The sequence below is a fragment of the Bhargavaea sp. GQ12 genome (genome assembly GCF_059758705.1).
In genome coordinates this window covers 116610-131496 of record NZ_JCAXEU010000003.1, presented here as the reverse complement: position 1 = coordinate 131496, position 14887 = coordinate 116610, and the positions used below count along the sequence as shown (strand labels likewise).

The 14887-nt window shown below is 54.4% G+C and carries 11 protein-coding genes, 1 other RNA gene and 1 other annotated feature; of the genes, 10 read left to right on the top strand and 2 right to left on the bottom strand.

Going from position 1 to position 14887, the window contains the following annotated elements:
• Window positions 1-76: 76 nt before the first annotated feature.
• The 5 genes from AC6CHQ_RS04080 to dtd all read left to right on the top strand — a co-directional run bounded on the left by AC6CHQ_RS04080 (window position 77) and on the right by dtd (window position 6468).
• Window positions 77-445, top strand: coding sequence for a LapA family protein (locus tag AC6CHQ_RS04080; protein WP_251238578.1), 369 nt, complete (start codon window positions 77-79; stop codon window positions 443-445).
• Window positions 446-819: 374 nt separating this feature from the next.
• Window positions 820-3168 carry a single-stranded-DNA-specific exonuclease RecJ gene (gene recJ, locus AC6CHQ_RS04075; RefSeq protein WP_251238579.1) on the top strand — a complete coding sequence of 783 codons (2349 nt, stop codon included), beginning with the start codon at window positions 820-822 and terminating at the stop codon, window positions 3166-3168.
• A complete protein-coding gene (locus tag AC6CHQ_RS04070) occupies window positions 3159-3677 on the top strand; it encodes an adenine phosphoribosyltransferase (RefSeq protein ID WP_092051330.1) in 519 nt (172 codons plus the stop codon). Before recJ ends, AC6CHQ_RS04070 begins: the two co-directional genes overlap by 10 nt.
• A 118-nt stretch (window positions 3678-3795) precedes the next feature.
• Window positions 3796-5991 carry a RelA/SpoT family protein gene (locus tag AC6CHQ_RS04065; protein ID WP_092051328.1) on the top strand — a complete coding sequence of 732 codons (2196 nt, stop codon included), beginning with the start codon at window positions 3796-3798 and terminating at the stop codon, window positions 5989-5991.
• An 18-nt stretch (window positions 5992-6009) separates the two neighbouring features.
• Entirely contained in the window at window positions 6010-6468 is a 459-nt protein-coding gene (dtd, locus tag AC6CHQ_RS04060; protein WP_498080932.1) for a D-aminoacyl-tRNA deacylase, read from the top strand.
• Window positions 6469-6708: 240 nt separating this feature from the next.
• On the opposite strand, the gene AC6CHQ_RS04055 is transcribed toward dtd, so the two are convergent.
• Window positions 6709-8262, bottom strand: a complete 1554-nt coding sequence (locus AC6CHQ_RS04055; protein ID WP_498080931.1) for an N-acetylmuramoyl-L-alanine amidase family protein — start codon at window positions 8260-8262, stop codon at window positions 6709-6711.
• 118 nt (window positions 8263-8380) lie between these two features.
• Window positions 8381-8621, top strand: a binding site (T-box leader).
• Between the two features lie 53 nt (window positions 8622-8674).
• On the opposite strand from AC6CHQ_RS04055, the gene hisS reads away from it, so the two are divergent.
• From hisS to AC6CHQ_RS04035, 4 genes are all read left to right on the top strand, one after another.
• Complete coding sequence (gene hisS / locus AC6CHQ_RS04050) at window positions 8675-9943, top strand: histidine--tRNA ligase (protein WP_092051323.1); 1269 nt, start codon at window positions 8675-8677, stop codon at window positions 9941-9943.
• A 21-nt stretch (window positions 9944-9964) separates the two neighbouring features.
• Window positions 9965-11758 (top strand): aspartate--tRNA ligase, encoded by a 1794-nt coding sequence (aspS, locus tag AC6CHQ_RS04045; protein WP_498080930.1) that lies wholly within the window; start codon window positions 9965-9967, stop codon window positions 11756-11758.
• Between the two features lie 35 nt (window positions 11759-11793).
• Window positions 11794-11975: non-coding RNA, 6S RNA (gene ssrS, locus AC6CHQ_RS04040), on the top strand.
• A 71-nt stretch (window positions 11976-12046) separates the two neighbouring features.
• Complete coding sequence (locus tag AC6CHQ_RS04035) at window positions 12047-12811, top strand: tRNA threonylcarbamoyladenosine dehydratase (RefSeq protein ID WP_092051319.1); 765 nt, start codon at window positions 12047-12049, stop codon at window positions 12809-12811.
• A 187-nt stretch (window positions 12812-12998) separates the two neighbouring features.
• Here AC6CHQ_RS04035 and AC6CHQ_RS04030 read toward each other — a convergent pair whose 3' ends face one another.
• Window positions 12999-14279 (bottom strand): replication-associated recombination protein A, encoded by a 1281-nt coding sequence (locus AC6CHQ_RS04030; protein ID WP_251238585.1) that lies wholly within the window; start codon window positions 14277-14279, stop codon window positions 12999-13001.
• 123 nt (window positions 14280-14402) lie between these two features.
• Between AC6CHQ_RS04030 and cymR the strand changes: the two genes are divergently transcribed.
• Complete coding sequence (gene cymR / locus AC6CHQ_RS04025) at window positions 14403-14822, top strand: cysteine metabolism transcriptional regulator CymR (RefSeq protein WP_008299834.1); 420 nt, start codon at window positions 14403-14405, stop codon at window positions 14820-14822.
• Window positions 14823-14887: the final 65 nt, after the last annotated feature.

The window sequence follows — 14887 nt, the reverse complement described above, 5'->3', positions numbered from 1 at the left end:
CAGGTTTTTGGTCCGGATGGGACAGGGTATACATTTGTATGCCCTGTCTTTTTTTGGACGGAAAGGAGGACCAGCGTTGAAATTTCAGTGGACGCTAGTATTGGGACTTATCTTTGCACTTATTGTCGCCTGGTTTGCGATTGTCAATGTGGATCCGGTGCCGGTGAACTACGTTTTCGGCACGGCAGAATGGCCGCTGATCATCGTCATCCTTGCTTCCGCACTTCTCGGAGCGGCGGTAAGCGGGTTCGTATCGATGTTCCGGTCCATCATGCAACAGCGCAAAATCAGGCGGCTTGAGAGCGAAGTGAACGAGAAGGAAGTCAAGATTGCCGACCAGCAAAATGAAATCGCCGGCCTTCAGCATGCCGCTTCGGCATTCGCGCCTGACCCGGACGTGGAGCCGCGTGACAATAACCTCGGCTCCGACATCAGCAACTCCTGACGCAACTGTCAGGAGGCTTTTTATTTTCTAGTCTTTTTTCCGTTTCAGGCCCTCGCTTACCGCGGGCATTGCCTCAGCCTCCTCGGACTTCGTCCTGCGGGGTCTTCGGCTAATGCTATTCCCGCAGGTGTCTCGGGCCTTTCACTTCAATCAGCAATCATGATGAGCTTTTCAGTGGCCTGTGGTCTTTACTCCAAGTTCATTTGAACCGTCTTACTCCAATTCAGTGCCTGTTACTCCATATTCATGCCCCTTACTCCAATTCGCGGCCTGTTACTCCATTTCGGAGACTTATGCTCCAATTCAGCCGCCATATTCCAAGCCGGAACTATAACGCATTCTCATGTATAATAGACTCCGAGGAAGTGATGGCAATGATAGAATCGATGAAGCGCTGGCGGACGCAGGACACGGACGATCGGACAGTTGAAAACCTCCGGCTCGCCCTCGGTCTTTCGCCGATTGCGGCAAAAGTACTGGCTTCCCGGGGTTTTGAGGACCCGGAAAAAGCGTCCGCCTTCATCCGGATCGGCCTGGAAAGCTGGCATGATCCGTTCCTGATGAAAGATATGGATAAAGCAGTGGACCTGATCCAAAAACATATACACACAAACAGCCGCATCGCCGTCTATGGCGACTACGATGCTGATGGCGTGACGAGCACAACAGTCCTCATGCAGGCACTGCTGTCACTCGGCGCCGATGCCTTCCATGTGATTCCGAACCGGTTCAGGCACGGATATGGACCGAACACGGATCTGTTCCGCGAAGTATACGAGCGTGGTTGCTCACTGATCGTGACTGTCGACAACGGCATCTCTGGCAATGAACAGGTGGCTGCGGCCAAAGAGATGGGGATGGACGTGATCATCACGGATCATCACGAGCCGGGCGAGGTTCTGCCGGAGGCTGATGCCATCATCCATCCGCGCCATCCCGAGGGGAACTATCCGTTCGGGGAACTGGCGGGTGTCGGCGTTGCCCTGAAGGTAGCCCACGCGCTGACCGGTGATTTTCCGGCGGACTCGCTGATGTTCGGTGCAATCGGCACGGTTGCCGACTTGGTGCCGCTTCACGGCGAAAACCGCCTGATCGTCAAAATGGGACTTGAGAAGCTAAGGAAGACGTCCAATCCGGCGATCAAGGCACTTTGCAGCGTTTCGGACGTGCGCCAGCCTGAAATCAATGAAGAAACCATCGGCTTCGCATTCGGCCCAAGAATCAATGCGCTCGGCCGGCTGGGCGATGCGGAGCCGGCTGTCCGGATGTTCCTGACTGAGGATGCGGGAGAAGCTTCGATGCTCGCCTCCCGGCTAAATGACCGGAACAAGGAAAGGCAGAAGATGGTTGCCGCCATTGCCGACGAAGCGATCGCACAGATCGAAGATACATACGGAGATGCCGTTCCTCATGCGCTGATTGTGGCGGGGGAGGGATGGAATCCGGGCGTGGTCGGCATTGTCGCATCCAGGATCACGGAAAAGTATTATCGCCCGTCTATCGTCCTGACGCTTGATCCAGAAAAAGGGATCGCCAAAGGATCTGCACGGAGTATCGAAGGCTTTCATATGTACCGGGAGCTCAAGAAGAATGCTGACATCGTCCCGCATTTCGGCGGTCACCCGATGGCTGCAGGCCTGACTCTTCCGATCGGGAATGTGGATCAGCTGCGGAAGAATCTAATCAGACAGGGCGAAGAAACACTGACGGATGAGGACCTGATTCCAACGCTAGATGTCGATGTCCGGCTATCCTTGGATGAAGTCGATGTCGCATCAATTGAATCGCTCGCTGAACTCGGGCCGTACGGAGTCGGCTTTGCCAAGCCGGTATACTGCCTGCCGGATCTCAGCGTGGAATCGAGCCGGAAGATCGGGTCAATGAAAAACCACCTCAAACTTAGCGTGTCGGACGGTGCAGGCACACTGGATATCGTCGGTTTCGGTCTCGGCCACCTCGAAGATGAGCTGACGCCTGATGCCCGTATCAGCGTTGCCGGTGACCTGCAGATCAATGAATGGAACGGGCGGAAAAAGCCTCAGCTCATGCTCAAGGACATGAAGTCGGACGGCTGGCAGCTGTTCGATGTGCGGGGGGAACGACTGCTTTCCAGATGGCTTCCCAATATCCCGCACGATGCGGTATTCATCGCTTTCAGGAAAGAGAGTATCCGCAAGTTCCGTGCAGACACCGGGAAAGCAATCGTGCAGCCGGCAGAGCTGGATCCGTCTCATTCGTCGACACTTGTCCTGCTGGACCTTCCAAGCTCGTTTGAGGAGCTGGAGGGGCTTCTCAGTTCGTGCGGGCCATCCCGGATCTATGCGCATTTCCATGTTCCGGAGTCCCGGTACTTTATGGGTATCCCCGACCGGAAGCAGTTTGGGTGGTATTATTCGTTCCTGAAGCAGCAGGGCCGTTTCCATGTCATGCGCGAAGGGGAACGCCTTGCCAAGCACAAAGGCTGGAGCCGGGATTCTGTCATTTTTATGACAAAGGTGTTTTTTGAGCTCGGATTTGTTACAATGGAGAACGGACTTGCCACAGTCGTGGACAACCCGCCAAAGCGGGATCTGTCAGAATCCGAATCGTATTCGGGGCTGGAGAGGCAAATCAATATCGAACAGAGTTTACTTTATTCGCCCTATCAGGAATTACGGCAGGTCATCGGCAGTATTTTAGATGCGCCAGAGACCGCCAAGGAGGAGCAGCAACTATGGATTTAAAGCAATACGTGACGATTGTCGAAAACTATCCGAAAGAAGGCATCAGCTTCAAGGATATCACGACAGTCATGGACAATGGTCCCGTCTATAAATACGCGACCGACCAGATCGTCGAGTACGCGAAGAAAGTCGGAGCAGAGATCATTGTCGGACCGGAAGCACGAGGATTCATCATCGGATGCCCGGTCGCCTACGCACTCGGCATCGGCTTTGCGCCGGTCCGAAAAGAAGGCAAGCTTCCGCGTGAAACAATCAAGGTCGAATACGGATTGGAATACGGAAAAGATGTCCTGACCATCCATCACGACGCAATCAGGCCTGGCCAGAAGGTTCTCATCGTCGATGATCTGCTGGCAACCGGCGGCACGGTCGAAGCGACAGTCAAACTCGTTGAAGAACTCGGCGGTGAAGTGGCCGGCTGTGCTTTCCTGATCGAGCTTTCCTACCTGGATGGGCGCGAACGACTTAAAGGCTACGACGTTCACGCACTGATGAAATACGAAGACTGATTCGGCCCCCGGCGGAAGCCGGGGGTCTGATTCGAGAGCGCGTTTTTGCAAAAACGCGCTTTTTTGATAAAATAGTTTTAATTTATACCAGAAAAGCAACGGAAAGGCGGTGGACGGAATGGCGAAAAATACGGTGATGACGGTTGAAGATGTTTTCGCATCCGTCTCCTCCTATATGAATGAGGAACATGTCCAGTTCGTGAAGGATGCCTACGCGGTGGCGGAAAAGGCGCATGAAGGACAGACACGGAGTTCCGGCGAGCCATACATCACGCATCCCGTCCAGGTTGCCGGAATCCTGGCAGAACTGCAGATGGATCCGGAAACTGTTTCCGCGGGCTTCCTCCATGATGTCGTCGAGGATACACCGGTCACGAGGGAAGAGCTTGTCACCCGCTTCGGCGAGGAAGTGGCCCGTCTAGTAGACGGTGTCACCAAGCTCGACAAGCTGAAGTACAAGTCCAAGGAAGAAAAGCAGGCGGAAAACCACCGCAAAATGTTCCTTGCCATGGCACAGGACATCCGGGTCATCCTGATCAAGCTGGCGGACCGCCTCCATAATATGAGGACGCTCAAGTATACGAGCCCGGAAAAACAGCGCCGCGTCTCCGCAGAAACCCTTGAAATTTTCGCGCCGCTGGCACACCGTCTCGGAATCTCGACGATCAAGTGGGAACTGGAAGATACGGCACTGCGCTACTTGAACCCTCAGCAGTACTACCGCATCGTCAACCTGATGAAGCGGAAGCGGACGGAGAGGGAGAATTACCTCAAGAATGTGATGGAGCAGATCCGTGATGAGCTTGGACAGGTAAATATCAAATCCGAACTCAATGGTCGGCCGAAGCATATCTACAGCATCTACCGCAAGATGGTGCTGCAGAACAAGCAGTTCAATGAGATCTATGACTTGCTTGCGATCCGCGTCATGGTGGGCAGCATCAAAGACTGCTATGCGGTCCTCGGCATCATCCATACTTTATGGAAGCCGATGCCAGGTCGTTTCAAGGACTACATTGCCATGCCAAAGCAGAATTTGTACCAGTCGATCCACACAACTGTAGTCGGTCCGCACGGTGAACCGCTCGAGGTGCAGATCCGTACAGACGAGATGCACCGGATCGCCGAGTACGGGGTCGCTGCGCATTGGGCCTATAAAGAAGGCAAAAATCTGCAGGAAAAGCAGGATAGCCTGGATTCCAAACTGACCTGGTTCCGTGAAATCCTTGATTTCCAGAACGAGTCTTCCAATGCGGAAGAATTCATGGAATCCCTGAAGTATGATCTGTTTTCCGATATGGTCTACGTTTTCACGCCGAACGGCGATGTCCTGGAGCTCCGTTCCGGCTCGGTACCGATCGACTTTGCCTACCGCGTCCACTCGGAAATAGGGAATAAGATGATCGGCGCCAAGGTCAACGGCAAAATCGTCCCGCTCGACACCGAGCTCAATACGGGGGATATCATCGAGATTCTCACATCCAAGCAATCTTTCGGTCCGAGCCGCGACTGGCTCAAGATCGCCAACACGTCCCAGGCGAAAAACAAAATCAAACAGTTTTTCAAAAAGCAGCTCAGAGACGAGAACATCATCAAGGGCCGCGAGATGATCGAACTTGAGCTGAAGGAACGTGGGCTCGCGAAAAAAGAAGTACTTACCGAAGAAAACATCAAGCGGGTATGCGACAAATTCAATTTCGCTAACGAAGAAGACATGCATGCGGCGGTGGGCTTTAACGGCATCACTGTCCAGCAGGTGGTCAACCGGCTCACGGACAAGCTGCGAAAAGAAAAAGAAGCTGAAATGCAACTTGAGAAAATCACAAAAGAGATGACGGCACCTGCTCCCAAAAAAGAGACGGAGTCCGGTGTCACCGTCCCGGGCATCGATAACCTGATGATCCGTCTATCCCGATGCTGCAGCCCCGTTCCCGGAGACGAAATCGTCGGATACATCACAAAGGGACGCGGTGTTTCCGTTCACCGTGCGGATTGTCCGAACGTTTCTCCGGAAGATTCGGAAAGTCGGCTGATCGATGTTGAGTGGGAAAACGGCACTGCCGGAAAGCCGAAGGAATATCACGTAAACATCGAAGTGTCCGGATTTGACCGGCCGGGACTTCTGAACGAAGTGATGTACATCGTCAACGATCTGAAAACGGTGATTACTGCCGTCAGTGCGAAAAGTGATAAAAACAAGATCGCAACCATTAATATGACGCTCCTGATCACAAACATCACCCACCTCCACCGGATCGTCGAGCGCATCAAGCAGATCCGTGACATCTATTATGTCCAGCGGGTCACGAACTGAGAAAAGGGGGAGTTTGGAATGAGAGTGGTCATCCAGCGGAGCGGTGAGGCATCCGTGACGGTCGACGGCAAAGTGACCGGCGCAATCGACAGCGGTTATGTGCTCCTCGTCGGCATCACCCATACGGACACGGAAGATGATGTCCGGTACGTGGCGAATAAAGTTGCGAACCTGCGCCTGTTTGAGGATGCGGACGGAAAGATGAACCTGTCTGTCCTGGAAACAGGCGGAGCGGTTCTTTCGGTTTCACAGTTCACCCTCTATGCAGACACGAGCAGAGGTCGCCGTCCCGGATTTTCCGATGCGGCCAGGCCCGACCAGGCGGAACCGCTTTATGAGCGGTTTAACGAAGAACTCCGGAATCTCGGACTGCAAGTGGAGACCGGTATCTTCGGCGCGATGATGGACGTCAGTCTCGTCAACGACGGCCCCGTTACCGTCATTGTCGAATCGAAGAAAACCTCAAATACGGAGTGAACACCGCTTAAGGACCGGACCCGGAAGACATCTCTTCCGGGTCCGATTTGACATTTTCGAGGAAGGTTGCGTGCCCTCTTATTCCAAGAGAGGGGTCGTTACTCCAATTGCGCGCCCGTTACTCCAAATCAAACGGCCTTGCTCCAATTCAGTCCCGGTTACTCCAAGCCGGGTTCACTTGTAAATGAAAAGAATTGATTGAATAGGAAAAAGCAGAACCGGAATCGGTCCTGCTTTTTCTTATTCTCCCAACTGGGAATCAAAGTATTCGATGATGCCTTTGTAGACGCCGTCGGTTGCCTGTTCGCGGTATTCCGGGTTTATAACCCGGCGTTCTTCGGACAGGTTGCTCAGGAAACCGAGCTCGACGAGAACTGCCGGACGCTGGTTTTCCCGCAGGACGAGATAATTGCCTTTCTGGACACCACGGTCTTTCAGCTTGACTGATTCACCGAGTGCAGTGTTGACGTGTTCCGCCAGCGATTCTTCGATCGCTTTCTGGTAATAAGTCGTAAAGCCTCTCACCGAATGGTCGGTCGTCGCATCATAATGGAGGCTGATAAACGCATCGGCATCAGCCTGGTTGCTGATGGATACCCGCTTTCTCAAGCCGATATATTCATCGGTCTCCCTGGTCAGGATTACATCCGCGCCTGCAGCCCTCAACTTGGAAGCGAGGAGCTCGGCGGTCGGGAGGGTCAGGTCTTTCTCGTTTGTCCCTCTCAGACCGGTTGTTCCGCCGTCGTATCCACCGTGACCCGGGTCGATGACCAGCGTAACCCCGTTTAGGGTGCCGGGACTGCGGTCAGCTTTTTTCTTTTTGTCTTTATGCTGTTCCGCGGCCTCACCGCCAACTGAGACGACCCAGTTTGCAACATAGGCTTCCTGGCCGTTTTTAAGGGAAATCCGGTACCAGTCGCCTTCAGGCTCGCCGCTGAATGTTTCGCCCGCAGCTGCCCGGTCGACCACTCCGGATGAAGTGGATGCGCTGCTGCGGAGGTTTGTCCCATCATAAAGGATCGTGACGGTGGCAGCCTTTGCTCCTTCAACAGATTTGGAAGCGCCAGATTGACTTCCTGTGGCATTTCCGCCGGAAGAGCGGACACCATGGAACGAGTACACCCATCCTTCTTTGCCGTCAACCGAGATGTTGACCCAGTTGCCGGAAGTTTTCGTTATCGGGTACGTTTCACCCTGTCGGATCACTGCCGCCTTATCTGCGTTGAGGTCCGGTTTTTTCCTGACATTCAATGCCGATACGGAGACCGTGAAAGTGTCGTTTTCCTGGGTCTTTTTCTCAGCCGGCCGTGCGGAAGAAGCGGTTATGTATTCGCTGGCTACCCAGCCGCGTGTCCCGTTTACGGTCACTTCTGTCCATCCTCCTGAAGAGCCATGGGAGATGGCCTGGTCACCGCGGTTCATCTTAAGAAGAACGGCAGCGGAGGTACCGGGTTGTGCGCGTACATTCAGCCGGTCCACCTGGGAAATGACGGTGGCCGAGCCGGATGCGGGAGCGGCGGACGACTTTGTGAGATAAGCGGCGATATACCCTTTGCCAGATCCGGTGTCGACATAAAGCCAGTCACCTTCAGACCCGAGCACCGTGACTGTATCGCCGCGCTTCAGTGAGCCGTTCACGCTGTGGGTGAGACCCGGTCCCGACCGGACATTGATGGATTCGGTGTCGACTGTGACTGTTCCCGAAGCCCTGGCTGTGCCGGGGGTTGCCTGGAAGCTGAGAAGCAGTCCGCATACAAGCAGGATCGATAATGCGATTTTTCCTTTATTCCTCATGCACCTACCTCCTTAACGATAAGTTTACGGGGAAGGGACGGAGAATTCTATACCTTTTTCGAAAACGGTTGACAGTTGATTCTTAAGTCATTAAGATAATGGTTAATTGATACTGGAATGGACGCCATTGACCGGATAAGTAGTGGTCCAATGTACTGAAAAGAGAGGGTGGGACCCAGGCTGAAATCCCACCTGCAGGACTGGAACCGTGAACAACACCCGAGAGGCTCTTCTTCGAAAAGGGAGGGTATCCCCGCGTAGGAGAAGACGGCACCGGCCGTTACCCGGTCCGAGTGGGCACAGCAGAACTGTGCCAATCAGGGTGGAACCGCGGTGGCTTACGAGCCCTCGTCCCTTGCATTTTTTGCAGGGGACGGGGGCTTTTGTCATTCCTTGGAAGGATGGGAATTCAATGATGTTCAAAGTACCGAGAGGAACAAAAGATCTGCTGCCTGAGGAGACAGGCAAGTGGCAGGCGGTCGAATCGCTGATCCGTGAAACATGCCGTCTTTACCGGTATGAGGAAATCCGGACACCGATTTTCGAACAGACCGAGCTGTTCACCAGAAGCGTCGGCGATACGACCGATATCGTCCAGAAGGAAATGTACACGTTCGAGGATCGTGGCGGACGCTCGCTGACACTTCGGCCGGAGGGAACCGCACCGGTTGTCCGTGCTTTTGTCGAACATAAGCTGTTCGGCTCGCCGGATCAGCCCGTCAAGCTTTACTACATGGGCCAGATGTTCCGTTATGAGCGCCAGCAGGCAGGCCGCTACCGGCAGTTTGTGCAGTTCGGCGTTGAGGCAATCGGCAGTGCGTCGCCTGCAATCGATGCGGAAGTCATCTCGCTGGCGATGGATGTTTACCAGCGCGCCGGCCTCAAGGATCTGAAGCTTGTCATCAACTCCCTCGGTGATAAAGAGAGCCGCGAAGCGCACAGGGAAGCCCTGATCCGGCACTTTGAGCCGTCCATCGGCGAATTTTGCAGTGATTGCCAAAACCGCCTTCAGAAAAACCCGCTTCGCATCCTTGACTGCAAGGTCGACCGCGAACATCCTCTGATGAATTCGGCGCCGGCGCTTACAGATTACTTGAACGAGGGGTCCGCAGCCTACTTCGGAGAAGTGAAAAAGTCGCTGGATGCGCTCGGGATCGATTATGTGGTCGACCCGAACTTGGTCAGGGGACTTGATTACTACAACCACACGGCATTTGAAATCATGAGCACCTCCGATGGATTCGGCGCCATCACGACCCTTTGCGGAGGCGGACGCTATAATGGGCTCTCCGAGGACATCGGCGGACCGGAAGCTCCGGGCATCGGGTTTGCGATGAGCATCGAGCGGTTCCTCATGGCACTGGAAGCAGAAGGCAAGATGCCTGAAACCGAAAGCCGTCTTGATGCGTTCATCGTCGCTCTGGATGAGGAATCCCGGAAAGAGGCTGTGAAGATTCTCGGCAGCCTGCGCCGGGAAGGCATCGCCGCCGACATGGACTACATGGACCGGAAGATGAAAGCGCAGATGAAAGCGGCAGACCGCCAAAAGGCCGGATTCGTAATTGTCATCGGAGAAGATGAACTGAAAAACGGTGCTGCAGGCGTCAAGAATATGGCGGATGGCACACAGGAGACGGTAGAATTCGGCCGTCTGGCGGAAACGCTGAAAAGCAGATCTTGATTGTAGGAAGGAAGAGCTGACATGAAGAGAACCAATTATTGTGGTGAAGTCACCGAAGCACAGGTCGGACAAAAAGTCGTCCTGAAAGGGTGGGTCCAGCGTCGCCGTGATCTCGGCGGACTGATTTTCGTCGACCTCCGTGACCGTACGGGGATCGTCCAGGTCGTCTTTAACCCGGACTTTTCCGGTGAGGCCATGCAGACGGGTGACCGACTGCGCAATGAATTTGTCATCGAGGTACGGGGAACAGTGATCGGGCGCGCGGAAAACCAAGTGAATCCTAACCTTAAGACCGGCCGGATCGAAGTGCAGGCGGAAGAGATCGACATCATCAACGAAGCGAAAAATCCTCCGTTCGTCATTGACGATGCAGGCAATGTAGGTGAGGAAACGCGTCTCAAGTACCGTTATCTCGACCTGCGCCGCCCGGAAATGTACAGGACATTCAAGATGCGCTCTGACATCATGAAGACGGTAAGGAATTTTCTCGACGACAGCGGGTTCATGGAAGTCGAGACACCTTATCTGACAAAGTCGACACCGGAAGGAGCGCGTGATTATCTGGTGCCGAGCCGTGTCCATGACGGTGAATTCTATGCGCTCCCGCAGTCTCCTCAGCTTTTCAAGCAGCTGCTCATGGTGTCAGGATTCGATAAGTACTACCAGATCGTCCGATGCTTCCGTGATGAGGACCTGCGTGCGGATCGCCAGCCTGAATTTACTCAGATTGACATGGAAATGAGCTTCGTCGAGATGGAAGATGTCATCGAGCTGAACGAAGCGCTGATCCAGAAGGTCATGAAGGACGTCAAAGGAGTGGAAGTGGCGGTGCCATTCCAGCGCATGACATACGATGAGGCAATGGCGCGCTATGGCTCCGACAAGCCGGATGTTCGCTTCGGCCTCGAACTTCAGGATGTGTCTGAAGTGGTCGCGGATTCCTCGTTCAAGGTCTTTGCCGGTGCCGTATCGTCAGGCGGACAGGTCAAGGCGATCAACGTCAAGGGTGCCGCGGGCGACTATTCCCGCAAGGACATTGACGCGCTCGGCGATTATGCCGGCCGCTACGGTGCCAAGGGGCTTGCCTGGATGAAAGTCGAGGAGGACGGCCTGAAGGGACCGATCGCCAAGTTCTTCGAAGGCGGAAAGTCTGAGCAGCTGATTTCTACACTGGAAGCGGAAGCGGGTGACCTTCTGCTGTTCGTAGCGGACAAAAAGCAGGTAGTCGCTGATACTCTTGGTGCACTCCGGCTGAAACTCGGCAAGGAACGCGGCCTGATCGACGATACACGGCATGCGTTCCTGTGGGTGACGGACTGGCCGCTGTTCGAGTATGACGAGGACGAAGGCCGCTATTACGCGGCACACCATCCGTTCACGATGCCGGTAAGGGAAGACATCGAAAAATTGGATACTGCACCGTCCGAAGTCCGTGCGATGGCCTATGATATGGTATTGAACGGCTTTGAGCTTGGCGGAGGATCACTTCGGATCTATGAGCGTGATATTCAGGAGAAGATGTTCAAGGCACTTGGATTCTCCGACGAAGAGGCCAAGACCCAATTCGGATTCCTGTTGGATGCATTTGATTACGGCACGCCACCACACGGCGGGATCGCGTTCGGTCTTGACCGCCTGGCGATGCTTCTTGCCGGCGCAACAAGCCTTCGTGACGTTATTGCATTCCCTAAAACGGCAAGCGCCAGCGACCTGATGGTGGAGGCGCCATCAGGGGTTTCCGACACGCAGCTCAAGGAACTGGGTATAAAGCTCCGGAAGGAAAATAAGGCGGAAGCCACAAACATTCAGAATTGATTTCAACATTCTGATATGTTACTATTACTTTAATACAGATCCTGATGTGTTCGTTATTTGTCTATCAGTTTTGACCGAACATTCAAATCGTAGGGAGTCCGAATACCGGCATTGCTGGCATGCCCTCCAGGGGGAAGTCAAACGTGCTGGTGAGGGCACCCACCTGCCTTGTGCGGGTTCAAAACGATTACCCAAAGACGGCACGTTCGGGATCTGTCCCAATTTGACTGACCGCCTCCCGCCTGAGCGGGAGGCTTTTATTTTCGAAAATTGAAAGGATGGACCTTTATGCTTCACCAGTTTTCCAGGAATGAACTTTCAGTCGGAAAAGAAGGGCTTGACCGCTACCGGCAGACGACGGTCGCCGTGCTTGGCGTCGGAGGAGTAGGTTCGTTTGCGGCGGAAGCCTGCGCGCGGACGGGGATCGGCCGGATCATCCTGATCGACAAAGACGAGGTTGATATCACGAATGTCAACCGCCAACTCGTCGCTTATCTGTCGACAGTCGGCAAGAAAAAAGCCGAAATCATGAAAGAGCGGATTGCGGACATCAATCCTGACTGTGAAGTCATCACGCTCAACATGTTTTATACCGAAGAGACAGCAGAGCAATTGTTCGACCTGAAACCGGACTACGTGATCGACGCATCCGACACGATCGCCTACAAAATCCATCTGATCAAGGAATGTGTCCGGCGCGGAGTCAAAATCATTGCCTGCATGGGAGTCGCACGAAAGACCGATCCGACACGTCTGCAGATTGTGGATATCTCGAAAACCCATACCGATCCGCTCGCCAAAGTGATCCGGACGACGCTCCGCAAAGACGGCATACGTAAAGGGGTTCCCGTCGTCTTTTCTGACGAGAGCCCGATCATCTCCAAAGAGGACGTCAATAAGGTGGTCGGCAAGCCGGAAGCCAAAATCCGGAAAGCCAAAATGCCGCCGGCGTCGAATGCATTTGTCCCTTCTACCGCAGGCCTGTTCTGCGCTTCATGGGTACTCAACGATATCGTGAAAGATATCGAGGTCAAGCGGGTAAAAGGCGAATAAATAAAATCCGTTCCCCCTGGGGAGCGGATTTTTTTCTGTTTCCTTAATGTGTTAACCAGATAAGGAAGGTGAAATATGGAGTCCGGAGTTGCAGCATGGAGCCCGAATTTGATACAAGGAACGGCGATGCCGACTCCGTCTGCCCCCAATTAAAAGAAGCCGTCCCGGGCGGACGGCTTCCTCGTGGTTACTTCATAAACTGCTTCAGCTTTTTATAGATGCCGGCCATCTTCTTCTCCTTGCCTGCGATGACGGGTTCATAGAACCGTTCATCAGCCACCTTGTCGGGAAGGTACTGCTGGCTTGTCCAGCCCCCGAATTCACCGAGAGGAGTATCATGCGGATATTTGTATCCGGTATGGCCGAGTGCGGAGGCACCGGCGTAATGGGCGTCACGGAGATGGGATGGGATATCTCCGGTGTCGCCTGCGTGGATCCGGGATGCAGCTGCATCAAATGCCTGATACGCAGAATTTGATTTCTCGGAAAGGCACATTTCGATGACCGCTACGCTCAGCGGGATTCTCGCTTCCGGCATGCCGAGGCGCTCCGCTGCCTGGGTGGCGGCCAGCACATGCGCTCCGACTTCAGGCCTCGCCAGGCCGATATCCTCATAGGCCATGACGAGAAGCCTTCGGCAAACTGCCGTCAGGTCACCGCTCTCCAGCAGGTGTGCCAGATAAAAGACGGCTGCGTCCGCGTCACTGCCCCTTACGGATTTTTGCAGCGCGGAAAGGAGATTATAAAAGTGGGATCCCTTTTTGTCTCCAAATACACCGGAACGGCCGATCAGGCTGTGGATCACTGCGTCCTCCACGGTTGTCGTCCCGTCTTCCTCGTCTGAAGCGAGCACGGCCGATTCAAGGAGAGTCAGGGCCTTGCGTGCATCCCCGCCCGCACCTTCGGCAAGACGCACGATCTGTTCATCGGTAATCCGGACATCCATGCGGCCGAGACCGCGTTCCTTATCCGCAAGCGCCCGTCTGACGAGTCCTGCGACATCTTCTGTTTCCAGACCGTTCAGCTGAAGAATTTCACCGCATCTTGAACGGATCGCCGGGTTGACGTCATGAAAAGGATTTTCGGTCGTGGCGCCGATCAGCACGATCGATCCGTTTTCCACATGGGGCAGGAGGGCATCCTGCTGAAGCTTGTTGAATCGATGGATCTCATCCAGGAAAAGGATCACCTTTCCGGTGACGCGGGCCTCATCGACTACCCGCTCCACATCCTTCTTGCCGGAAACCGTAGCGTTCAGCGCGATGAACGGCAGGCCGCTTGTCCCCGCGATTGCATGCGCAAGGGATGTTTTGCCGACGCCGGGACGGCCGTACAGGAGCATCGATGGCACATGGCCGTTCTTGATCATTTTGTAGAGTGCGGTTTTTTCGCCGATGATGTGTTGCTGGCCGGCGATCTCGTCGATGTTTTTCGGCCTCATCCGGTAGGCGAGCGGTTCGTTTTGCATGAAATCAGCCCTTTCTTTCATCCACCCTCCATTATACATCTGCTTCCGGGACTCTTCATGCGCGGGGCCGGGAAACGTTGTGCTATAATGGCGGATAGAAAAGCTCAGGGTAGAGGTGTACTGATGAAAATATCAACCAGGGGCCGTTACGGGCTTGCGATCATGATCGAGCTCGGGCGGCAATACGGCAGCGGGCCGGTTCCGCTCCGGAAAATCGCAGAAATCAACAACCTGTCCGAGGCTTACCTCGAACAGCTCGTTCCGCCGCTCCGCAACTCGGGACTCGTCAAAAGTGTCCGCGGTGCGCACGGCGGATATAAACTGGCGAAGCCGCCGCATCAGATCTCGGCCGGAGACGTGATCCGCGTCCTGGAAGGGCCGATTCAGCCCGTCGAGGGGATCGAGGATGAGCCGCAGCCGCAGAGACAGCTATGGGGACGCATCCGCGATGCGGTAAAGGACGTGCTTGACACGGTAACGATCGAAGACCTGATCAACATGAAATCTGACAGCGAAGACGAGGGTTATATGTTCTATATTTGATGCCTCGGCCTTTTGCCGGCTCTTAAAGTCTGGTTCCGGCAATGCTGAAGGGAAAGGGTTTTGAC

What these genes read in the sequence shown, in the direction of transcription:
- aspS (WP_498080930.1), top strand. Translation starts at nt 9,965, where the DNA reads ATGAAGAGAACCAATTATTGTGGTGAAGTCACCGAAGCACAGGTCGGA.
- AC6CHQ_RS04065 (WP_092051328.1), top strand. Translation starts at nt 3,796, where the DNA reads ATGGCGAAAAATACGGTGATGACGGTTGAAGATGTTTTCGCATCCGTC.
- hisS (WP_092051323.1), top strand. Translation starts at nt 8,675, where the DNA reads ATGATGTTCAAAGTACCGAGAGGAACAAAAGATCTGCTGCCTGAGGAG.
- AC6CHQ_RS04030 (WP_251238585.1), bottom strand. Translation starts at nt 14,279, where the DNA reads ATGCAAAACGAACCGCTCGCCTACCGGATGAGGCCGAAAAACATCGAC.
- AC6CHQ_RS04035 (WP_092051319.1), top strand. Translation starts at nt 12,047, where the DNA reads ATGCTTCACCAGTTTTCCAGGAATGAACTTTCAGTCGGAAAAGAAGGG.
- cymR (WP_008299834.1), top strand. Translation starts at nt 14,403, where the DNA reads ATGAAAATATCAACCAGGGGCCGTTACGGGCTTGCGATCATGATCGAG.
- recJ (WP_251238579.1), top strand. Translation starts at nt 820, where the DNA reads ATGATAGAATCGATGAAGCGCTGGCGGACGCAGGACACGGACGATCGG.
- AC6CHQ_RS04070 (WP_092051330.1), top strand. Translation starts at nt 3,159, where the DNA reads ATGGATTTAAAGCAATACGTGACGATTGTCGAAAACTATCCGAAAGAA.
- dtd (WP_498080932.1), top strand. Translation starts at nt 6,010, where the DNA reads ATGAGAGTGGTCATCCAGCGGAGCGGTGAGGCATCCGTGACGGTCGAC.
- AC6CHQ_RS04055 (WP_498080931.1), bottom strand. Translation starts at nt 8,262, where the DNA reads ATGAGGAATAAAGGAAAAATCGCATTATCGATCCTGCTTGTATGCGGA.